The 21,502-nt window shown below is 33.5% G+C and carries 19 protein-coding genes; 9 read left to right on the plus strand and 10 right to left on the minus strand.

Translation table 11 applies throughout. From position 1 onward, the window contains the following. Positions 1 to 91: 91 nt before the first annotated feature. Positions 92 to 244, minus strand: a complete 153-nt coding sequence (locus GQ46_RS17860; RefSeq protein WP_197077339.1) for a hypothetical protein — start codon at positions 242 to 244, stop codon at positions 92 to 94. A gap of 26 nt (positions 245 to 270) precedes the next feature. Between GQ46_RS17860 and GQ46_RS05810 the strand changes: the two genes are divergently transcribed. From GQ46_RS05810 to crcB, 3 genes are all read left to right on the plus strand, one after another. Continuing rightward, positions 271 to 456 carry a hypothetical protein gene (locus GQ46_RS05810; RefSeq protein ID WP_044399201.1) on the plus strand — a complete coding sequence of 62 codons (186 nt, stop codon included), beginning with the start codon at positions 271 to 273 and terminating at the stop codon, positions 454 to 456. Positions 457 to 534: 78 nt separating this feature from the next. Continuing rightward, positions 535 to 1,557 (plus strand): SRPBCC family protein, encoded by a 1,023-nt coding sequence (locus GQ46_RS05815; protein ID WP_044399203.1) that lies wholly within the window; start codon positions 535 to 537, stop codon positions 1,555 to 1,557. A 383-nt stretch (positions 1,558 to 1,940) separates the two neighbouring features. Continuing rightward, the gene (crcB, locus tag GQ46_RS05820) at positions 1,941 to 2,306 is read left to right on the plus strand and encodes a fluoride efflux transporter CrcB (protein ID WP_044399205.1); all 366 of its coding nucleotides are present in this window, start codon (positions 1,941 to 1,943) and stop codon (positions 2,304 to 2,306) included. 7 nt (positions 2,307 to 2,313) lie between these two features. Here crcB and GQ46_RS05825 read toward each other — a convergent pair whose 3' ends face one another. Next, complete coding sequence (locus tag GQ46_RS05825; protein ID WP_044399207.1) at positions 2,314 to 2,919, minus strand: DUF1684 domain-containing protein; 606 nt, start codon at positions 2,917 to 2,919, stop codon at positions 2,314 to 2,316. Between the two features lie 40 nt (positions 2,920 to 2,959). Further along, a complete protein-coding gene (locus GQ46_RS05830; protein ID WP_044399209.1) occupies positions 2,960 to 4,375 on the minus strand; it encodes a cytochrome P450 in 1,416 nt (471 codons plus the stop codon). Positions 4,376 to 4,673: 298 nt separating this feature from the next. On the opposite strand from GQ46_RS05830, the gene GQ46_RS05835 reads away from it, so the two are divergent. Both GQ46_RS05835 and GQ46_RS05840 read left to right on the plus strand, forming a co-directional pair. Next, positions 4,674 to 5,879 (plus strand): MFS transporter, encoded by a 1,206-nt coding sequence (locus GQ46_RS05835; RefSeq protein WP_044399211.1) that lies wholly within the window; start codon positions 4,674 to 4,676, stop codon positions 5,877 to 5,879. Between the two features lie 223 nt (positions 5,880 to 6,102). Then, the gene (locus tag GQ46_RS05840; protein WP_044399213.1) at positions 6,103 to 7,071 is read left to right on the plus strand and encodes a YpdA family putative bacillithiol disulfide reductase; all 969 of its coding nucleotides are present in this window, start codon (positions 6,103 to 6,105) and stop codon (positions 7,069 to 7,071) included. A gap of 169 nt (positions 7,072 to 7,240) precedes the next feature. Here the strand turns inward: GQ46_RS05840 and GQ46_RS05845 are convergent, their stop codons facing one another. Together GQ46_RS05845 and GQ46_RS05850 are read right to left on the minus strand one after the other, a co-directional pair. Continuing rightward, positions 7,241 to 9,181 carry a CocE/NonD family hydrolase gene (locus GQ46_RS05845; protein ID WP_082041712.1) on the minus strand — a complete coding sequence of 647 codons (1,941 nt, stop codon included), beginning with the start codon at positions 9,179 to 9,181 and terminating at the stop codon, positions 7,241 to 7,243. A 377-nt stretch (positions 9,182 to 9,558) separates the two neighbouring features. Further along, a complete protein-coding gene (locus tag GQ46_RS05850; protein WP_044399215.1) occupies positions 9,559 to 9,999 on the minus strand; it encodes an Lrp/AsnC family transcriptional regulator in 441 nt (146 codons plus the stop codon). A 116-nt stretch (positions 10,000 to 10,115) separates the two neighbouring features. On the opposite strand from GQ46_RS05850, the gene GQ46_RS05855 reads away from it, so the two are divergent. Then, complete coding sequence (locus GQ46_RS05855) at positions 10,116 to 10,511, plus strand: hypothetical protein (RefSeq protein WP_044399216.1); 396 nt, start codon at positions 10,116 to 10,118, stop codon at positions 10,509 to 10,511. A gap of 301 nt (positions 10,512 to 10,812) precedes the next feature. Here GQ46_RS05855 and GQ46_RS05860 read toward each other — a convergent pair whose 3' ends face one another. Together GQ46_RS05860 and GQ46_RS05865 are read right to left on the minus strand one after the other, a co-directional pair. Further along, positions 10,813 to 12,096 carry a hypothetical protein gene (locus tag GQ46_RS05860; protein WP_044399217.1) on the minus strand — a complete coding sequence of 428 codons (1,284 nt, stop codon included), beginning with the start codon at positions 12,094 to 12,096 and terminating at the stop codon, positions 10,813 to 10,815. Positions 12,097 to 13,367: 1,271 nt separating this feature from the next. Further along, complete coding sequence (locus GQ46_RS05865) at positions 13,368 to 16,805, minus strand: methylmalonyl-CoA mutase family protein (protein ID WP_044399218.1); 3,438 nt, start codon at positions 16,803 to 16,805, stop codon at positions 13,368 to 13,370. A gap of 265 nt (positions 16,806 to 17,070) precedes the next feature. On the opposite strand from GQ46_RS05865, the gene purU reads away from it, so the two are divergent. Together purU and GQ46_RS05875 are read left to right on the plus strand one after the other, a co-directional pair. Further along, positions 17,071 to 17,919: a formyltetrahydrofolate deformylase gene (purU, locus tag GQ46_RS05870; protein WP_044399220.1), complete on the plus strand. Its 849-nt coding sequence runs from the start codon at positions 17,071 to 17,073 to the stop codon at positions 17,917 to 17,919. Positions 17,920 to 18,099: 180 nt separating this feature from the next. Continuing rightward, positions 18,100 to 18,801, plus strand: coding sequence for a DUF4197 domain-containing protein (locus tag GQ46_RS05875; RefSeq protein ID WP_044399222.1), 702 nt, complete (start codon positions 18,100 to 18,102; stop codon positions 18,799 to 18,801). Positions 18,802 to 18,844: 43 nt separating this feature from the next. Here the strand turns inward: GQ46_RS05875 and GQ46_RS05880 are convergent, their stop codons facing one another. After that, positions 18,845 to 19,342, minus strand: coding sequence for a hypothetical protein (locus GQ46_RS05880; RefSeq protein WP_044399224.1), 498 nt, complete (start codon positions 19,340 to 19,342; stop codon positions 18,845 to 18,847). A 280-nt stretch (positions 19,343 to 19,622) separates the two neighbouring features. Between GQ46_RS05880 and GQ46_RS05885 the strand changes: the two genes are divergently transcribed. Beyond that, positions 19,623 to 19,823: a Lacal_2735 family protein gene (locus tag GQ46_RS05885; RefSeq protein ID WP_044399226.1), complete on the plus strand. Its 201-nt coding sequence runs from the start codon at positions 19,623 to 19,625 to the stop codon at positions 19,821 to 19,823. Here the strand turns inward: GQ46_RS05885 and GQ46_RS05890 are convergent. Together GQ46_RS05890 and pyrF are read right to left on the minus strand one after the other, a co-directional pair. Further along, positions 19,806 to 20,597 carry an ABC transporter substrate-binding protein gene (locus GQ46_RS05890; protein ID WP_044399228.1) on the minus strand — a complete coding sequence of 264 codons (792 nt, stop codon included), beginning with the start codon at positions 20,595 to 20,597 and terminating at the stop codon, positions 19,806 to 19,808. The two genes, GQ46_RS05885 and GQ46_RS05890, sit on opposite strands and share 18 nt — an antisense overlap. A gap of 39 nt (positions 20,598 to 20,636) precedes the next feature. Next, the gene (pyrF, locus tag GQ46_RS05895; protein WP_044404623.1) at positions 20,637 to 21,452 is read right to left on the minus strand and encodes an orotidine-5'-phosphate decarboxylase; all 816 of its coding nucleotides are present in this window, start codon (positions 21,450 to 21,452) and stop codon (positions 20,637 to 20,639) included. Positions 21,453 to 21,502: the final 50 nt, after the last annotated feature.

Below are 21,502 nucleotides of genomic sequence, written 5' to 3' on the forward strand. Positions count from 1 at the left end.
CAGCTATAATTTCAAAAATCCTTTATGACGCTTTAATGTGCTGCACGTTATGCATGTAAACACCAATCCCTTCATAAAATACGCTTTTCTATTAGCAAGCATCTTGTCTTCTTCCTTTAATGGCAGTAGCATACCCGACTTTAATTAAGTATTTTATGACCGTTATTCCTATTCCAGAAGTGGCTCCATAAATTATGGCATTTGGCATTTTAGTAGTATTTTTGAAGTATTGAAACGTTGTCATTTTTATAAAAATTTAAAAGTAAATATATGTTTAGTACAGGACAATTAATATTCGCCATTTGTTTCGCTGTTGTATTTATTATAGCTATCATTTACACTTATAGAAAAGACTTAAAACTTCATAAGCAACATTATAAAGGCACTGTTTGGGTACTCTTAGCTTTTATTGGGTTTATAGCTTTAATAGCTGCTATTAAATTCTTCTTTAAATAGCTCTTTTTAAAATAGGTATTAAGTCTTGTATACTATTATTTTAGTAACTTTGATAAACTAATAAATACCTATAACCAAATGAAAGCCTTAAAATATATTTTCTTCCTTTTTCTTATTGTCATCATAGCCATAGCTATTTATATTGCTGTACAACCTAATGATTATAGCGTGACACGAACGAGAACAATAAAAGCACCTGCCGCTGTGATTTATGAAAATGTAAATGATTATAAAAATTGGGCCTCTTGGTCCTCTTGGTCAGAAAAAGATCCAAATATAAAAATTACACTTCCAGAGCATACAAGTGGACTAGAAGGGTCTTTTTCTTGGGAAGATGCTGATGGCGTGAGCACAATAAAAACCATAGAAGTAAACCCAAATAAAACAATAGAACAGGAAATACAAATTAATGATTACCCTAAGTCTAATGTGACCTGGAAATTCAATCCAAATGCAGATGGATCTACCGATGTCACCAGAACTATTTCTGGCGAAGATTTACCTTTTGGATTTAAACTATCAACCCTTTTAAATGGCTCAATGGAAGAGCAAATTGGTCCTGAATATGAGCATAGCTTAGAAAAACTAGATAGTGTTGTTCAAGTTGATATGAGAAAATACAGCATTATAGTAGATAAAACCCCAACGCAGCACAGTGGTGGTTTTTATGTCTACAATTCTACGGCAACTACTTTTGAAAATTTTCCATCTAAAATGGAAAAGATGCTTCCTGATGTTATGAATTATGCACAAAAAAACAACATCACTATAGCTGGCGCACCTTTTGTGCTCTATCACCAATGGGATGAAGCAAATAATGCCGTAATGTTTTCGTGCTGTATACCTACAGCATCTCGTGTAATTACTACTGGAAGTGATATTCTTACTGGTCAAATTGAGCCTTTTAAGGCCCTAAAAGTAACTTTAACTGGAGACTATGCTAATTTAAAAGAAGCCTGGGAAATGGGTATGGAAGCAATTAAAGAAAGTAGTTTAGAGCAAGATGAAGACGGACCAATGATTGAGGCCTATTTAAATACCCCAATGGAAACACCAAATCCAGCAAATCTTAAAACAGAGATTTATATTGCTGTAAAATAAATTTGTCAAAACAATTCTTAAACAAAAAGCAGTTCTAAATATAGAACTGCTTTTTTAATGAGATTATCTCAAATTAATTGTCATCATTTAGACAGCCTATTTTCTATAGTGTATACAAGAATGCAGGTATAGTAATACTACTTCCTCACATTTAAACCTGTATCCTTAATATAGGAGTCTTATAGCCCACCTACTCTATTTTAGGTTTTCGGTTTTCGCCAAAGTGATACTTCAAAAACAAAGCATTCACTAAATGTATTAATGAATTAGCGATGAAAAGTCAACTTTTAAAATGTTAAAATTGAAGTGGATATTCTAAGTTTTTTATAGAATACCATTAAAAAAAGAGATAATATTGTAACCTTAACTAGTCTTAAGTACGTATGAAAAACCTTTTATTGGTGTTCGTTGGTGGTGGATTTGGTAGTGTCCTTCGCTATCTTATTGGGAAATATTTAAATAGTACGGAAACAGGTATTCCGTATGGTACTTTTGCTGCTAATATTATAGGGAGCTTGTTAATTGGTGTTATTTTAGGAATGGCCTTAAAAAACAACGCCCTCACGCAAAGTCACACCCTGTTATTAGCCACTGGGTTCTGCGGTGGTTTTACAACTTTTTCTACCTTCGCTTACGAAAACCATGTGTTTTTAAAAGCTGGAGATTTTACAAGCTTTGCTATTTACACCATTGCAAGTTTTGTTGTTGGCTTTCTAGCTGTTTTTGCAGGTATGTATTTGGCTAAATAGAATTGCTTTAGTGCTTATCAAAAGCCTTAACTCCTGCATCAATTCTTGTTGCTAAATAATTAGCTCTTGGCACTATAGGACAAGAATACTTATAATTATACGCACAATAGGGATTGTATGCCGTATTAAAGTCTATAATTAGGCTATCATCTTTAGGAATTCTCAAATCAATATAACGCCCACCAGCATAACTTCCATCTCCATTGGTATCATCTAAAAATGGCAGAAAAAGATAGTCTTTGTATTCTTCCTGTTCTATTAATTCTTTTCCCTGATAAACATTTAGTTTATAAGTCACCTCTTTTATCTTAAAAGTTAAGACACCATAAATTCTTTCTAAAGACACTCTACTTGTTGTTGTTTTCATTTTAAAGTATTCGGTATTTGGTGTTCTTTCTAACTTCGCCTTGACTACAAAAGTAGAATCAAACTTAAAAAAATCGAGTCCTACAAAATCCTTTAAGTCTTTAGCCTTAAGAGGTGATTTAGTGGCATCTTTATATTCTGAATTTATCTCTCTTTGGAATTCTGTTTCTCCTAATAAAGGTTGTTTATCTTGAGCACAACTTAATAGTGACGCACACAGTAATAACAGACAGAAAATATTCTTCATTTTAGTTTTTATTAGATTCAAAAATACAACTTATACTAATTTAATCGTCTTCAACCCGTTTAAAAGTTACTTTCAAATTTTCTGGATACATGGTGAAGTCAAAGCGTTCTTTAATCTCATTTAGATTCGATGCTAATTTAAAATCGAAATGCTTACATAAAACAGAGATGAGGACTACCATTTCACTTTTAGCCAGAAACATGCCAGGGCAAAAGCGCGTACCTCCTCCAAAGACTCTCATCACATTTGGCGAGTGGTTTTTATGCATTGGGCATTCACTAACCAGCCAGCGCTCTGGAGAGAAAATATGAGCATTTGAGAAATAGTCTTCTTGAGTTTGTGGCACCTTATTTTGAAGAATAATATTTGTGCCTTTAGGAATAGATAGGTTGTTTATAACCACATCGGCATTCGACTCCATATACATTTGCGGTGTAGTAGGTTTTAGCCGCATGGTTTCTTGAGCGACTGCATCGGCATATTTTAAGAGTTCCAATTGCCTGTAATAACTAGGCACTTCGTCTTTTGGGTATACAGCATGCGCTTCCGCTCTAACTTTATTTACAATTTCTGGGTGTTGTACTAAATAATAAATCGCCCAGGATAGTGAATTTGAGGTGGTATCTTCTCCAGCCAACAGGAGCGTGAAAATATTTCCATAAATTTCGTCATCAGTAAACCTTGCATCTTTATTTTCTAAAAGTAAAGCTTCTAAAAAATGAGCGGGCGATTCGTTTAAGCCAGAGCTTGTTGCCATTTCACGTTTCGCAGTAGCGATACCTTCATAAATGATTTTTTCAATAGCCTTTAATGAACGATCTAGCAACCTATCCTTTTTACTCTTAAAAAACCGCCAAGTAGGTATAGGCGCAGTCAATCGTGCATTAATTATGGGGAAAATAACTTCAAGATGTTCTTGAAAGCCATTGGACTGATTATTTATCGTGTCTAATTTGAGTCCGAAAGCAATTTCAGTAGTAATATCAATAGTAAATGCCATAAACTCCTTTTGAACATCTACGACATTTTCCTTTACCGCATGCTCTTTAAATTTCGCAAGAATGTTTCTTGTTTTATCTTGAATAATGGGATAAAACGATTTTACATTTTTCACATTCAAAGCTTCAGCTATTGGTTTTCTATGACGTTTCCACCGGTCACCTTCAGCATTAAAAACACCGTCTATTCCAATTTCTCTTAGCACTTCATCTATTTTAGAATAACGTATAAATGTCTCTGGTCTTTGTCTCAAGATCTTATTATTAATCTCTGGATTGGCAGAGACTATAAATTCCTTTCCTACAAAATGTATTTTAAACAAATCACCAGATTCTTCAACCCAACGCTCTAATACTTGATGTTTATTATAGGTGTTAAACTGAGGCAAATGCCCTAATAAAAATGCCCTTTTTGGAGATTTTAAATCCTTAATTGTAATTGGTTTTTGGTCTAACATAAATAGCTGATATTGAACTTTTAGAGCTGCCTTATTTTTATTTAACTAAAAATATTCGCTTTCAAAAACACAAGTTAAAACTTTTTTTGTTTAGCTTTGGGACATCAAAAGGAAAAACATGAATTCAGTCATTAAAAATTATAAGCAAAAAACCACTTGTAGAGTTACAAGATGGACTTCTTATATTCTATGATGATCTAAAATATCAACTAATACAATATTAAAAAGTCCAACTTCGTAGTTGGACTTTTTACATTTATATAACCAACCAGACCATTACCGCTATTGCGGAAACCTTATGAAAAAATTATTTAATAACTATATTGATGCTTTTGACGGCTTATCAAAAGAAATATGGTGGCTCGCACTAATTACTTTAATAAATCGTGCGGGTACGATGGTTATTCCGTTTTTATCGATTTACTTAACTGAAGATTTAGATATTTCTATGTCAAATGTTGGCTGGATCATGACTTGTTTTGGTGTTGGCTCATTAATTGGTACCTGGCTTGGTGGAAAACTAACAGATAGTGTTGGCTACTATAAAATCATGGTCTTTAGTTTACTTGCTACTGGCTTTCTATTTATTGGCTTACAGTACTTAACAACCTTTAAATCGCTTTGTATTGGTGTTTTTTTAACCATGTGTGTTGCCGATATGTTTCGGCCTGCATCTTTTGTTGCTATGAGTGCTTATAGTAAACCCGAAAACAAAACACGAAGCGTGACACTCATTCGTTTAGCTATAAACCTTGGTTTTTCAGCTGGACCTGCTATTGGCGGCTTAATTATCACGCACTTAAGTTACGCCGGATTATTTTGGGTTGATGGTATTACTTGTCTGATGGCTACTCTTGTTTTATTTTTTGTATTAAATCCCAAAAAAGCAAAAATACAAGATGCTTTTATTGCCATAAATCCAGAATCGGCATACAAAGACAAACCCTTTTTAATCTTTTTTGTGGCTATGATTCTATTTGCGATTGTATTTTTTCAATACTTTTCTGTAATGCCTATTTATTATCGAGAAGCACACCAATTAAGCGAGTTGCAAGTAGGGCTTATTCTAGGTGGAAATGGACTCTTTATTTTTCTGTTTGAAATGCCTTTAATTAAATGGCTGGAGAAAACAAAATACACAAAAATTGGTCTTATTTTATTCGGAGCCTTATTAACAGGTTTGAGTTTATTAGTACTCAACCTAACGCCCTGGTCTGGTATTTTAATTATTGGTATGTTATTAATGACAATAGGAGAAATGATTGCTTTTCCTTTCGCAAATGGGTTTGCAATAGATAGAGCAAAACGCGGCAAACAAGGTGAGTTTATGGCGATGTATGCGATGGCTTTTTCTGTGGGTAGTATTTTTGGCCATAATATTGGTTTGCAATTAGCCGAAAACTTAGGCTTTGATAATACCTGGACAATTATGACGGTGCTTGCTGGTTTATGTGTTTTATTACTATTTAGTTTAAAATTATATATGAATAAAAATAGTCTTTAGATGACTTTGACTTAAGTTATACCAATAGTAAACACGATCAAAGCAGTTGCCTTTTATGTTTTACTAAGTTTGACAGTTAGTATTGATGCTTTAGCAAAACAGGCGCGTTTTTAATGGCCAGATATGAACATCACATGTTCACTTCATGAAATTGAAAACTCATGTTCATCCAACTATTAGATACTAATTAAAATAAGTATCTTAACTTTTTAAAAAATAAAAATTGAAACAGAATAAAGATATCATTATTATTGGAGCAGGACCTATTGGTATTACTTGTGCCTTAGAATGCGAGAAAAGACAATGGGATTACAAGGTTTTAGAAAAAGGAGCACTTACCAACTCACTATTCAATTACCCTAGAAACATGACCTTCTTTTCAACTTCTGAAAAATTAGAGATTGACGCCATTCCTTTTATTAGTAATCAGCCAAAACCCACTAGAAACGAAGCCTTAGAATATTATAGGCGTGTGGTTACCTCTAATGCTCTGAACATATCATTATACGAAAATGTAAAAAAAATCGATAAAAAGGAAAACCACTTTCATATTAAAACAAACAAAATAGAATATACCTCTAAATATGTCATTATTGCCACTGGTTTTTACGACATCCCTAATTTATTAAATATTCCTGGAGAACTGCTTCCAAAAGTAACACACTATTATAAAGAAGCACACAACTACGCCTTGCAAGATGTGGTTGTCGTTGGTGCGAGTAATTCGGCAGTAGACGCCGCTTTGGAAATATGGCGTAAAGGCGGAAAAGTAACTATGGTAATTAGAGGAAAACAAATTGGTGAGCGCGTTAAATATTGGGTACGACCAGATATCATTAACCGTATTAAAGAAGGAAGTATAACTGCCTTTTTTGATTCTGAAATCAGCGAAATACATGCTGATAGTGTCGTGATTAAAACCAACACTAAAAAAATCACACTTTCAAACGATTACGTCATTGCGCTTACAGGATATCTTCCGGATTTCGATTTATTACAACATTGTGGTATTAAGCTCTCTAAGGATAACAAAAGAATTCCTGAATACACTCCAGAAACAATGGAATCCAATATCAATGGCTTATACCTTGCCGGTGTTATTTGCGGAGGCCAAGAAACACACAAATGGTTTATTGAAAACTCTAGAATACACGCAAAAAAAATTGCTCAAGCTATAGCCAATAGGCTTTAAAACCTTGTTCACAAAACATAAGCTCCTAAATTCTTCTGTATTTTTTAACCTAAATACTATAGTATCATTTAAAACTCATGGAAATTTATTTTTAAGAATACTTCTCCTTATTAGTCTATTTTACTGGCAGCATTTGGATTGAAGTCTCTTGCTTTAAGATACCTCCTCTTTAATTTAATACAGAAAACTCAATGTTAGAATCATTAAACACCGTATGTGTCTGATTTTTAAAGTCACTTTCTTTGGCTTTATAAATATTGGGTACAAATGTTTGTGGATTCAAATCAATTAGTGGAAACCAGGTGCTCTGCACTTGTACTTGCAATTTGTGCCCTGCTTTAATGGTATGAAACACATCTTGCAACTTAATGGTTACCTCCGTTTTCTTATTTGGTACAAACGGTTCTGGCTTTTCAAAACTATTTCTAAAACGCCCTCGCATGACTTCACTACGTACCATCATATGATAATTACTTAGCTTTAAATGATCTTGCATCCCATCTTCTTGTTCTTCAATAGCTGAAGGATGTACATCAATGATTTTTACAATCCAATCCGCAGCTGTTCCTGTGGTTGCCACATTTAAATGGGCCAAAATATCTCCAGCTAAAGTCATATCTTTTTCTAACACATTGGTTTCAAAAACCAGTACATCTGGACGTCTTGCAGCAAAGCGCTGATCGTCTGTCATGTATTTCCTAGGTGTAAAAACCGTTTTTATATCTTCAGAATAAGGTACAGGACGTTTTAAGTCACTCACAAAAACTTCTTTTGTAGCTCCGTTTTTAGAAAAGGCTAGTTCCTGATTCGCATTTAAATACATTTTTTGTTTTGAAATCGCTCTTGGTGGCCAAGCTTCAAAACTACGCCATGTTTTTTTTCCTGAATCGAATACGTACGCTTCTGGTAATCCTGAATTTTGACTACCATCGCCTTTTAAAAAGTGATTAAAAAATTTAGTCTCCACATCCCTTTGGAATTTTAATGAAATCGAATCTCCAAAAAAGTAATTCCCAACATAATTTTTAACATCGGTTTTTGCCCAACGTCCATGATCCCAAGGCCCAAATACAATGGTATTATAATTATCTGGGTTATTTTTTTCAATGGTTTTATACGTTTCCAAAGGGCCATATAAATCTTCCGCATCATAAAACCCGCCAACTATCATAGTCGCAACAGATGATTTTATATTTTTTAAATGCTGGATTAATCCTTTCGGTTTCCAAACACTATCATAGTTTGGGTGATTTATTATTTCTTTCCAGAACACGTCGTCAATTTTATCAGATTTTGAAACAGATACATCGTCTGGTTTTTCGTACTGAAAATAGCTGTTTAAATTGCTTAAAGGACCTGCATCTAAAAAAAATTGGTATTGATCTTCGGTCCCTAAATCTGGTGATTTATACCAGACAGAATCTGTGGGTTTATTTTTCTCCGTTCCAAATAGTGATATTACTTTAAAATAACTCAATAAAAAAGCGCCGTTATGATGAAAGTCATCAAAAAAGAAATCGCCAATACACGCTTGAGGCGAAGCTGCTTTTAAGGCTGGGTGGGCATCTATTGTGGAATAGGTTGAATAAAACCCGGGATAACTAATGCCCCAGGTACCAACACGCCCATTATTATTTTCAACATTATTAATCAACCATTCTATGGTATCATAAGTGTCTGACGACTCATCAATATCCTTATCCCCTTTTTTATTCGGAATGTAAGCGCGCATATTATCGTAAACACCTTCACTCAACCAACGGCCACGCACATCTTGGTAAACGATAATGTTACCTTCTTTCATTAAGTGACTATTGGGCCCAATGTTTTCCATAAATTCATTCTCGCCATAGGGCTGACTGCTGTATGGCGTTCGCATCATTAAAATAGGATACGTTTCACTGGTGTCTTTAGGAGAATAAATAGTAGTATGCAACTTAATCCCATCACGCATTGTTATTGCGACTTCCTGCTTCCTGTAGTGATCTTGAACATAAGTTTCTTTTTCTTCTGTTTCTGTTTTTATGTCTGAAGTTTCAACTTTTTTGTCTTTTTTGCAAGCAGTTAAAAGCAATATTAAAATGAAGGCGTACTTAAAAAGGTTTTTCATGAGTAGAATTAATTGTTTATGACGGACTAAATTTACAAAAACAATTGTCTATTTCCTTCTTATGAAAAAAATCGTTGTGTTTTTTTATAGTGCGATAGTTTTAAGCTTAGTAAGCTACTCCCGAATACGTTAAAAAAAACGAAGCATATAGCTCTTAATCGCAAGGATTGATATGGAAGACCAGTGGGAACAATTGCCTGTTTTTATATCAGCGGAAGTCATTTACGAAATGGTAGAACATTTAGTAAAATTATTTAAAATACAGCTATTGATTTAGAGGCTGCTATCTTTTTTAATTCAAGTGCTTTGTTGAGATAATTAAAATTAGTACTTAGATCTCTTAAATCATTTTAATCTAAGGATAATACGAAAGCCTTTTAAGGCTTTTTTATTGCTTTATTTTTAACTACATGAGACAATACAATTTGTGTTTTTGTTTCGCCGTAAACTATTAATTGGTCTATAAAATTTTCTAAATGTTTTTGGTTTTTTAATACCACTTCCATAACGATATTTTCGTTTCCTGTAATGCGATAGCAGTTAACCACTTCATCATAGGTTTTTACTTTTTCTAAAAAAGGTTTTAGTTTGCCCATAAAAGCCCTTAAGGTAATTAGTGCTTTTAGTTGATAACCAGCTTCAAAAGACGAAATTGTAGTATGGTAATTCTCTATCACCCCTAAATCTTCCATCTTTTTTATACGTTCGGAAACTGCAGGCGAACTTACACCTACTTTACGTCCAATTTCTGTATTAGACATCCTCGCATTTTCCTGTAAACAGCTTAAAATCTTCCAGTTAAGTGCATCTATGTTCATTTAAAATAAAATCAGTTTAAAAAAATCAAAATCTAAAGCAAATATACATATTTACTTTAAAACTTAAAGAAGAAGCTCGTTTCTTGTCATTACTTTTGGTTAAAACCTAAAATAAAATGTCTGCAAATATGTCTTCGCCTTTTTCTGAATTGCCTATCTACAAAAAGGCTATGGAAATTTTTGTGCTATCACGAAGCATTTGCACGTATTTGAATCAAGATCTAGCCTATTTAAAATCTGATGGATCTGAAGATGAACATATTTATTTTTCGGGAGATATTGTCCAACAGTCAGTCTCTTTGGCACCTGAAATTCTTAGGGCAGTATCTGAACATTGCTACCATAAGAAACAAAAACACATTGCTACTTTAGAACGCTTAACCAATGCCTTACATCGTAATTGTAACCGTTTGGAAAAATCTAAAAGTAATGGAAGAGATTATTTCCCTATTTTAAGAAAAGAGCTTAATAAATTCAATAGAATAAAGCGGAATTGGGTATTGACGCTCTAATTAAAGTCAGGTTTCAAAAAATAGACATAAGATCCTAATAAACAGTTGTAACATATTCAAATTAAGTCTAGAGATTATTCTTCATATTTACTTTTGGGCAAGTAGTAATGCCAATTTTTTTTATAAACTTTTATTTTAGTCTGAGTTAAGAATTTATTACTCTTACCATTCAATGACTTAAAAAAAGGCTAATAAAACGTGATCTCTTTTGAATTATTTGAGTTTTAAAAAAATCCCCTAGAATAAAAAAAGCAAAACCATAATTGGTTTTGCTTTTTTTATTAATAGTAGCTGTTCTTAATTACCTACCTACTATATTATTAATATCATTCATTACACTAATATGTCTAAAATCTGGAGTATATTTCAACTTTGGATTTATGAAAAAATCATCAATTTTATCATCTGTAACTCTCACATTATGCATTGAATAATTATAATTCTCTACTGGTAAATCATGTATTTCATTATCGAAATTGAGACTAAAATCATTCTTACAATGACTTATTCTAACGTCCTTTAATTTCACAAATTCTTCGAGCTCCTCTAAAATAAATATATCATTAACGACTATAAAATCTCTAAAGCCATATATATTGCCATTAATAAGATTTAAATAACTGTCTTTTTCTAGATAAATAGCCTCCTTAACTAAGCCTTGATCATTATCCTGCATGTTAACCAAAGTTAAATTATTTGCTTTTACGTTCGTTTTATTTTTTGAAGGATCAAAATTTTTAATTTGATCATAACTATCAATCTCAATAGCTCTAGGTGAGTCGTTTCCTGAAGCATATGGACTTCTAATAGCGAGACTATTATTTATGATCGATTGAGTTCCTTTAGTGAAATCAAAATCATCATCTGTAGCTTTGTATGACACTAAGTTGTTCACTTTTATATTACCACCATAAAACTCAAAAGAATCATCACCGGCATGACTCACCTGAATATTTTCTATAATTGTTTTATTTCCAACACCTGCAAATAGAATACCGCTTAATTTTTTATCTGAACTCATACTTCGTCCGCTATATTCTATTCTTACATACTTTAGAATGCCAGATGAACTCTCTGCATTTTCGCCACCGTAAATCGAAAATTTTGATTGTAAACCAAGATCCACCCCACCAACACCTCCAAAAGTATTAATTGGCGCATCACCCAAAAGTATTATGCCTCCCCAATCTCCTGGCTTCTTAAGGGAACGTTCCTTATCGGATGTAAAGACAATAGGGTTTAAATGTGTTCCTTCAGAAATTATTTTTGCGCCTTTAGTAATTACCAATGTTCCAGAGGTCTCATAGTCGCCTCTTATCACTGTTCCTGGCTCTATTGTTAAGGTCGCATTATTTGTTACATAAACAATACCTTTTAATAAATAAGTATGTCTATTTGACAATGTCGTATTGTCCGTAATTAATCCCAGGAGTATTTTATCGGCTTTTTTATATTCTTCCTTTGCGGGATTAAAATTAGTCCAATTTTCAAGCCAGTTTGCTTCTTCTAAAATTTCTGAACCCGTTTGACCGTAGCTAATTAAGCTAAGTAGGCCTGTGACTAGTAATAAAACGCTTTTTTTCATGATTGATATTTTTTTAAGGGATTATATTTTAAGTAGGTCTATGTTTGTTTACTATTATTTTATACAAATCTGTGTTTATATTATTATAATTCATCACTACTAAATAGTTATTAAATAACACAAGTTGTCTTGTCCATTTAATAATTTAAATAGTAATAAAGTTGTAATTAATAGCGAGTTTTTTGGTGTAGTATAATTAATAATACACCTTTAGGAACAGTAAATTGACTTTAATGACGAAGGTTTGATATAAGAGCATTTTTATTAATTTGTGCGCTTATATTATTTAAAATAAGAATGTTGTAGATTGTTTATTCTTTTTTTAAACTAATATCATTATTCTATTTACTCTCAAATTTTAATAAATGAAATCTTATTTTTTTTACTTGTTATTCACGAATTAGATAGCACTAATTACTTGTAACAAACAAAAAAAAAAATGACATCATACTTTTATGGAGTAAAGGGATAACAAAAATGAATTCTTGGGGCTGTAATAAGTAGGATTAATCATTGTGATAAGGGTTTTAAATTGTGATTTAGGGTTTTAACTTATATAAAGATACATAATAATATTTATTTTAGGCTTTTTTTTTAAAAATAAATTCGCTTTTATGTTAAAACACCATAAATAATGTAAAAAAACTAAATATAAAAAAGTTTAAATGACCTAATATTCAATTACAGCTTCTCTAAGTTTAACTTCACGCTATACATTAAATTAATTACCAAGCATTCTAAATGTTTTCATTTTTTCAAAAATTACAGCCCTAACACTATTTTTATTACTCGTATATTCTGTATAATAATTTTTCTGATTCGTAAGTTCTACCTTTCTGAAAAAAGTTTTAGTAAACCAATAAGCATTCCCAAATTGTTAAGCCACTTCTATTTTAGCTATCAAAAAAGTTATGATTTTGTAGCATACTTAGATATTTCATTTTTAGTCATTTTGAAACGGCTACCGATGGAGGTCTTACTTATCTTTAAATTATAATATTAGATTCCCATGCTTGTATTGTGGATTGTTTAAAACCTTCTATTTAACAAGTGATAGTAATCATTTAAATATTAAAGAAAACCAGATGTATTGAATTAATATATAGATGATTACCGGTTTATATCTATTTCACACATTTTATATTATGATGTAAACCAAAGCGCTTTAAAACATGTTCTATAATACAAACTCTATTTTATAAGATCCCAAAATCAATTTGGGATAAGCGATTCGCACACTTTTTGCAAAAAAGCAAAAAGTGGCTCTCTGCTTACATATTTCTCCTATACTGTCCGCCAACCTCAAATAAGGATGCTGTAATTTCTCCTAAAGAGCACACTTTACAAACTTCCATTAACGCCTCAAAGATGTTTTCATTATTGACAGCTCTTTGCTGAAGGTTTTTTAACAAGGCGTTTGTGTCATTTGCCTTATGTAAATTCTGCAGTGTTCTAATTTGAAATTCTTTTTCTTCCTCGGTAGCACGAATTACTTCCTTAGGGATTACCGTTGGCGATCCTTTTGAACTCAAGAAGGTATTCACACCAATAATTGGGAATTCGCCATTATGCTTTAGAGTTTCATAATACAGGCTTTCTTCTTGTATTTTAGACCTTTGATACATGGTTTCCATAGCCCCTAAAACACCACCTCTTTCTGTTATTCTATCAAATTCCAATAATACTGCTTCTTCTACTAAATCGGTTAATTCTTCGATAATAAAAGAGCCCTGAATTGGATTTTCATTTTTAGCTAATCCTAATTCTTTGTTGATGATTAATTGAATGGCCATGGCTCGACGCACAGATTCTTCTGTAGGTGTTGTAATCGCTTCATCATAAGCATTAGTATGTAACGAGTTGCAGTTGTCGTAAATGGCATACAAGGCTTGTAATGTTGTACGAATGTCATTAAAATCAATTTCCTGTGCATGCAAACTACGTCCAGAGGTTTGAATGTGATACTTTAGCATCTGCGCTCTTGCATTCGCCCCATATTTGTGTTTCATCGCTTTTGCCCAGATCTTACGAGCCACACGACCAATAACCGCATATTCTGGATCGATTCCGTTAGAGAAAAAGAACGATAAATTTGGACCAAATTTATTAATGTCCATACCACGACTTAAATAATACTCTACATAAGTAAATCCGTTAGACAAGGTTAGCGCTAGCTGAGTAATGGGATTAGCACCTGCTTCTGCAATATGGTATCCAGAAATAGAGACTGAATAAAAGTTACGTACATCATTTTCAATAAAATACTCCTGTACATCACCCATTAATCTTAAGGCAAATTCAGTAGAAAAAATACAGGTGTTTTGTGCTTGATCTTCCTTTAAAATATCTGCCTGTACGGTACCACGAACTTGGGCTATAGTATTCTTTTTAATTTCAGCATATACCTCTTTAGGTAATACTAGATCTCCAGTAACTCCCAATAACATTAAGCCCAAACCGTCATTACTTTCTGGCAGATCTCCTTTATATTTTGGACGCTCCTGTCCTTTATAAAGTTTTGCTATTTTAGCTTCTACTTCATTTTCTAGTTCGTTTTCTTTAATATAAAGCTCACATTGTTGATCGATAGCAGCATTCATAAAAAAGCCTAATAACATTGGTGCCGGACCATTAATAGTCATACTTACCGACGTTAATACGTGTGCTAAGTTAAATCCGGAATACAGTTTTTTAGCATCGTCTAAACAGCAAATAGAGACCCCTGCATTTCCTATTTTTCCGTAAATATCTGGTCTGTAATCTGGATCATTTCCGTATAATGTGACACTATCGAATGCCGTAGATAAACGTTTCGCTGGCAAGCCTGCACTCACATAGTGAAAACGACGGTTTGTACGTTCTGGCCCACCTTCACCTGCAAACATACGTGCTGGATCTTCACCTGTTCTTTTAAAAGGATATAATCCTGAAGTATATGGAAATTCTCCTGGCACATTCTCCTGTAGACACCATTTTAAAATGTCTCCCCAAGCTTCATACTTTGGTAGTGCTACCTTAGGAATATCTGTTTGAGAGAGTGATTTTGTATGGGTTTCAATTTTAATTTCCTTATCTCTAACTTTAAACGAGTAAATCGGGTTTTTATATTTATTTACTTTTTCATCCCAACCCGTAATCACTTCCCAGTTGTAGGGATCTAAGTTTAGTTTTACACGATCGAACTCACCCACTAAAAGTTTAATAAAATCTTTATTCTCATCCTTGGTTTGTTGCAAGATCCAATCACTGTCTAATCCATGTTTATCAAGAAGAGATTGCTTCGCTTCGCTCGAAATAACATTAAGTACAGATTCTATTGTTTTATAAATTCCGAAGAGTTTTTGAGCCACTTCAACTTGTGACATTGCTGTTTTATCATACGCTCGATTACTCTCTGCAATTTCAGACAAATAACGTGTTCTACTTGGTGGAATCACAAAAATCTTTTCGCTCATTTCCTTAGAAATTTCGAAAGTCGATTTTAAGTCACTATCCGTTTTCTCCACCAATTTGTCCATAATGGCTTTATACAGCGTATTCATCCCTGGATCATTAAATTGAGAAGCAATAGTACCATAAACAGGTAACTCTTCTTGAGGTATGTCCCATAAATTATTGTTACGCATGAATTGTTTTTTCACATCGCGCAACGCATCTAAAGCACCACGCTTGTCGAATTTATTAATCGCGACTAAATCTGCAAAATCAAGCATGTCTATTTTTTCCAGTTGGGTTGCTGCACCAAATTCTGGAGTCATAACATAAAGCGACACATCACTATGTTCAATAATTTCGGTATCACTTTGCCCAATACCGGAAGTTTCTAAAATGATTATATCATACTCAGCCGCTTTTAGCACTTCAACCGCTTCGTTTACATATTTTGATAAGGCTAGGTTAGATTGGCGTGTTGCTAAACTGCGCATGTAAACCCGTGGTGAATTAATAGCATTCATACGAATACGATCGCCTAATAAAGCCCCACCTGTTTTACGTTTTGAAGGATCGACAGAGACTAAACCTATGGTTTTCTCTGGAAAATCGAATAAAAAACGACGCACCAATTCATCTACTAATGATGATTTACCAGACCCACCTGTTCCAGTAATTCCTAAGACTGGTGTTTTAGAATTCTTATTTTTAGCGTGAATTTTTGCTAAAGTCTCTTTCGCTACTTCCGGAAAGTTCTCTGCTGAAGAAATAATTCTAGCAATGGCTTTTGGGTTTTTTGATGGTAACGCATCTATTTCACCATTTAACTTATCGCCAACAGCAAAATCTGCTTGTTCTACTAAGTCATTAATCATGCCTTGTAGTCCCATTTCACGACCATCATCTGGCGAATAAATTCGCGAAATGCCATACGCCATTAGTTCCTCAATTTCTGAAGGCAAGATAACACCGCCTCCGCCACCAAAGATTTTAATATGTTCTGCGCCACGTTCTTTAAGCAAATCGTACATATACTTAAAATACTCATTGTGACCGCCTTGATAAGAAGTTAAACAAATGGCATTAGCATCTTCCTGAATGGCAGTATTTACAACCTCATCTACACTACGGTCATGACCTAAATGAATCACTTCCACTCCTGTAGATTGGATAATACGGCGCATAATATTTATTGAGGCATCATGCCCATCAAACAAGGCTGCTGCTGTTACAATTCTAACTTTATGTTTTGGCTTATAAGGTGTTGCTTGTTTCATTCTTAAAATGTGGTCTTTTTTGAGCTTGCAATTTAAGGAATATTCAAAAATTAAGCGTATTTATCTTAAATTATCTAAAAGTTTAAACACTTAAAAATTTGCTAAGCATTTAGTTTAACTTAGTGTACGTTAATACTCGTGAAATTAAGTGTCGTTCAAATGGCTTACATTTAACGCTAAACTACTAATAGCAACATGAAATAGCCTCGGTTGTGGAATTGAAAAGAATATTAATTAAAAGACTTCGTTTGCACGGAAAGTACACATGAAAAAAATCACCTTACTAATACATTGCAACGATCAAGCTGGAATTATAGCTGCAGTCACAAACTTTATTGCTAGTAGTGACGGAAATATTATCTACATCGATCAGCACGTGGACAGAGAACAGAATATTTTCTTTATGCGTTTAGAGAGTGAATTTAGTTCATTTTCTATGGACGCTTTTAAAGCTAATTTTAAAAGTAAATTAGCCGAAAAGTTTAATATGAAATGGCGCATATATGATATTGATTACAAACCAAAAATGGCTTTATTTGTTTCAAAATACGACCATTGTTTGTATGATATTCTAGGACGTTATAATTCTGGTGAGCTGTATGCTGAAATACCTTTTATTATTAGTAATCATAATGATTTAAAACATATTGCAGAGCGTTTTAACATTCCATTTTATCATATTCCGGTAAGCAAAGACACAAAATTTGAGGCGGAAGCACAACAGCTCAAGCTTTGCGAAGAACAGGGGATAGATTTTATTGTTTTAGCCCGTTACATGCAAATTGTATCAGCCAAAGTGATTAGCAAATTTCCAAACAAAGTGATTAACATTCATCATTCTTTTTTACCTGCTTTTGTTGGCGCAAAACCTTACCACTCGGCTTATAAACGCGGTGTGAAAATTATTGGAGCAACAAGTCATTACGTCACTGAAGAACTTGATGCTGGACCAATAATAGAGCAAGATGTGGCAAGAGTTTCGCATACGCATGCTATTGAGGATCTAATTGCCAAAGGCCGAGATCTAGAAAAGATTGTACTCTCCAATGCCATAAAACTACATATTGCCAGAAAAGTGATGGTTTTTAATAATAAAACGGTAATTTTCTCATGATGCATTGCTGCGATAGCGATAGCAATCCTTCGACTTTACTCAGAGCAGGCTTATCCTTTTTTTATGTGCACTTATACACAAAAAAGATATAGTAGATAGCACGGTTTTTTTATATAAAAAAAACGCGACCAAATTATCACTATCTTACACCTCAAAATGTCCCATTTAAAAATATACACTATGAAAAAAATCTTACTAATTCTTACTGTTTTTACGTTCACTGCTTGTGCAGAGTTACAAGAGGTTGTTAACCAATTACCGCAAGGTGGCGGTGTTTCTCAATTTGATATTGCCAATGGGTTACGACAGGCATTAGACTTAGGCATCGATAAAGAAGTAAGTAAATTGACCTTAGAAGATGGATTTTATAAAAATGAACTGGTTAAAATTCTATTACCTCAAGAATTACAAAAAGTAGATAAAGCACTTCGTGACATCGGTTTAGGAAGCTTAGCTGACGAAGGTTTAAAAGCCTTAAATCGCGCTGCCGAAGATGCGGTAAGTGAAGCAACGCCTATTTTTATTGATGCTGTAAAAGGCATCACTTTTTATGATGCGAAGACCATTTTATTAGGAAATAACGATGCTGCAACACAGTATCTGAGTAACAGAACTCAAACGGCATTATACGATAAATTCAATCCTGTAATTAAAACCAGCTTTGCTAAAGTTGGTGCAGATCAAATTTGGGAGAACTTAATTAATAGATATAATGCAATCCCCTTTACGACTAATGTAAACCCTGACTTAACCGATTATGTAACTAATGAAGCCTTAAAAGGGGTTTTTACGATGATTGCTGTTGAGGAGTTACAAATTAGAGAACGGGTAAGTGCTCGAACTACCGATTTACTACGAAAAGTATTTGCTTTACAGGATTAATGAGACTAGATGGAGTTAGGCTTTAATATATTGATTTAGGGATCTATATCTTTTTATACCAGCCGTCAAAAACAACAGTGCTGTCTTTTCCGTTGGTAATGGTTTCCCAAAGTTGGCGTACAGAACCATCGGTGTTTAACGTCCAGGTAATACGATGAATAAAGGAGTCTCCCTTTTTATTTCTAGCTTCATCGGTTTGTAAGATCATTTGATTCCCAGTTCTATTGCCTTTTAGTTTTAAACTTTCACCTTGGTTATCAATCCAGAGTTGCTCCCACTGTTTTGTTTTATAATTGTAAAAATTAGTACTGGTTCCCGTATAATTACCTGTTGCGCTTGTCCAGTTTTCACTTAAAGCACAATTGTTTTGAACTTTCTCTATTCTATTTCTCCCTAATGTTGTACCATTAGAATTGGTTACCTCCCAAGTGCCAATCCAAAAATCGAACGCGGCATGTTGCTCTGTGCAGCAATTACACGATTTCTGAGCAGATATAGTACTAAAAATGAATAGTGTAAAACACAATACAATAAACTTCATAACAATTGGTCTTTAATTAAAGTTACACAAATTATATGATTAAATGCTAATACTAGCATAACATTAAAAATCCATCGTTACTGTAATTTTGCAAATCAAGTCGTTTTCTCACATTACTTGATTTAGTTTATGACAGTCTAAAAACCAATCTTTAAATACTTAAAGGCTGGTTTTTTTTATTGAAAAAAGCACAATTGAAGTTAAAAAAGCAAAAATTAACATTTTTATGGTTGTAATTATTAATATTTAATGTACATTTAAAAGACTTAAAACCAGCACGATGAGTCGGAAAGAGCTTTTACAAAACCACCAACAAAAACTCAACAGACGTTACAAACAATTAGTTGAGCAGGCCTATAATTTGAGCCAGACAGATCATGCACTTAGTGACGATTCTGAGTTTAAAGCAATGAAATTACTTCACAAATTAAATCAGATAAAATTTTTATCCCGAGACAACAACTCACAACCTATCTCTTAGTGTTTTAAAATAATTAAAGGCTTTAATTAATCTTGAGCCATACCAAGAAAAATACTCACCATCTACAAATATCGTTTTTGCGTGATGCGAATGCCTCCCTATCTCAAAAGCATGAGCTTCTTTGAATGGATAAGGTTCGCTAGATAACAGTATGATTTCTGGATCGCCTTCTTGTCGTATTTTTTCAATAGTTACTTCTGGGTAACGTTCTTTATTAGCGTAGATATTTTCAAATTTATTAAGTTGCAACAAATGATTTATAAATGTTGTATTTCCAGCGGCCATCCAAGGTTTTCTCCAAATAAAATAAGCCACTTTCAATACTGGTTTTTCTTTGATATACGCTTGAAAGTCTTTTAAATTAAATTCAATTTTATTACTGATTTTGTTGGCATTTGTTCTTTTGTTAAATAACACGCCATATTGAATGATGAGCTCCAAACAATCCGCTATAGTGAAAATATCTGAAACATGTGTTGGGCAGATTTGTTCGCAGGCTTCAACAATAGCCTTAGTGTTTTCCTCTTTATTACACAGGATAATATCTGGCTGTAACGCCTTTAATTTATCCATATTAATGCTCTTAGTACCTCCAACAACTGTTTTTATACTCTTAAAATGAAACGGGTGTACACAGAATTTAGTTATCCCAACAAGAGTATCTTCCAAACCTAAATCGTAGAGTAGTTCGGTTTGAGAAGGGACTAGTGAAACGATTCGTTTAGGTGTTGAAATTAATTCAATCTTTCGTCCTATTTGATCCTTAACTACCATTTTTAGAGAGTGTCGCGTCGCTTGCTCCTCGCAATGACCTTAATTAGTTAATATAGACTCCATTTGTTGTTGCAACTCTTGAGCTTTATTAGCCGCTGCATCAGCAAAGTCTTTTTCTTTTGAAGCGTAAATGATTCCTCTTGAAGAATTAATAAGCAACCCTATATTGTCGCTCATGCCATATTTACAAACCTCCTGCAAGTTTCCACCTTGTGCGCCAACTCCAGGCACTAATAGAAAACTATTTGGAATAATTTTTCTAATAGCTGTTAAGTATTCCGCTTTTGTCGCACCAACAACGTACATCAAGTTTTCTGAATTTTTCCAGGTCTTAGAAGTTTCTAGCACCTGTTTATAGAGTTCTTTTCCCTCTACAATTTTTGTCTGAAAATCGAAAGCGCCTTCATTCGAGGTTAATGCTAATAGTATCGTGTGTTTATCTTTAAAGGCTAAAAAAGGCTCTACCGAATCTTTTCCCATGTAGGGTACAACCGTGACACTGTCGAATGCTAAATCTTCAAAAAAGGCTTTGGCATACATGGTACTGGTATTCCCTATGTCGCCTCGTTTAGCATCGGCGATAGTGAAGATTTCTGGATGGTTTTGGTTTAAATATTTTATAGTCTTTTCTAATGCTTTCCAGCCTTTAATACCATAGGCTTCATAAAAAGCCGTGTTAGGTTTGTATGCTACACATAAATGGTGTGTGGCATCAATAATCGCTTTATTAAATTCGAAGATAGGGTCTTCAAGGGTTAACAGATGCTCTGGTATTTTATTTAAATCGACATCTAAGCCTATGCAAAGGAAAGAGTTCTTTTTTTTTATTTGTTTGGTTAGTTGTTGTGTTGTCATTTCTGCCGCCTTCATCCTCCAACAGGAGGAAACTGTTATGTGATTATGTT

The sequence above is a fragment of the Lacinutrix sp. Hel_I_90 genome (genome assembly GCF_000934685.1).
In the GTDB taxonomy this organism is placed as follows: Bacteria; Bacteroidota; Bacteroidia; order Flavobacteriales; family Flavobacteriaceae; genus Lacinutrix.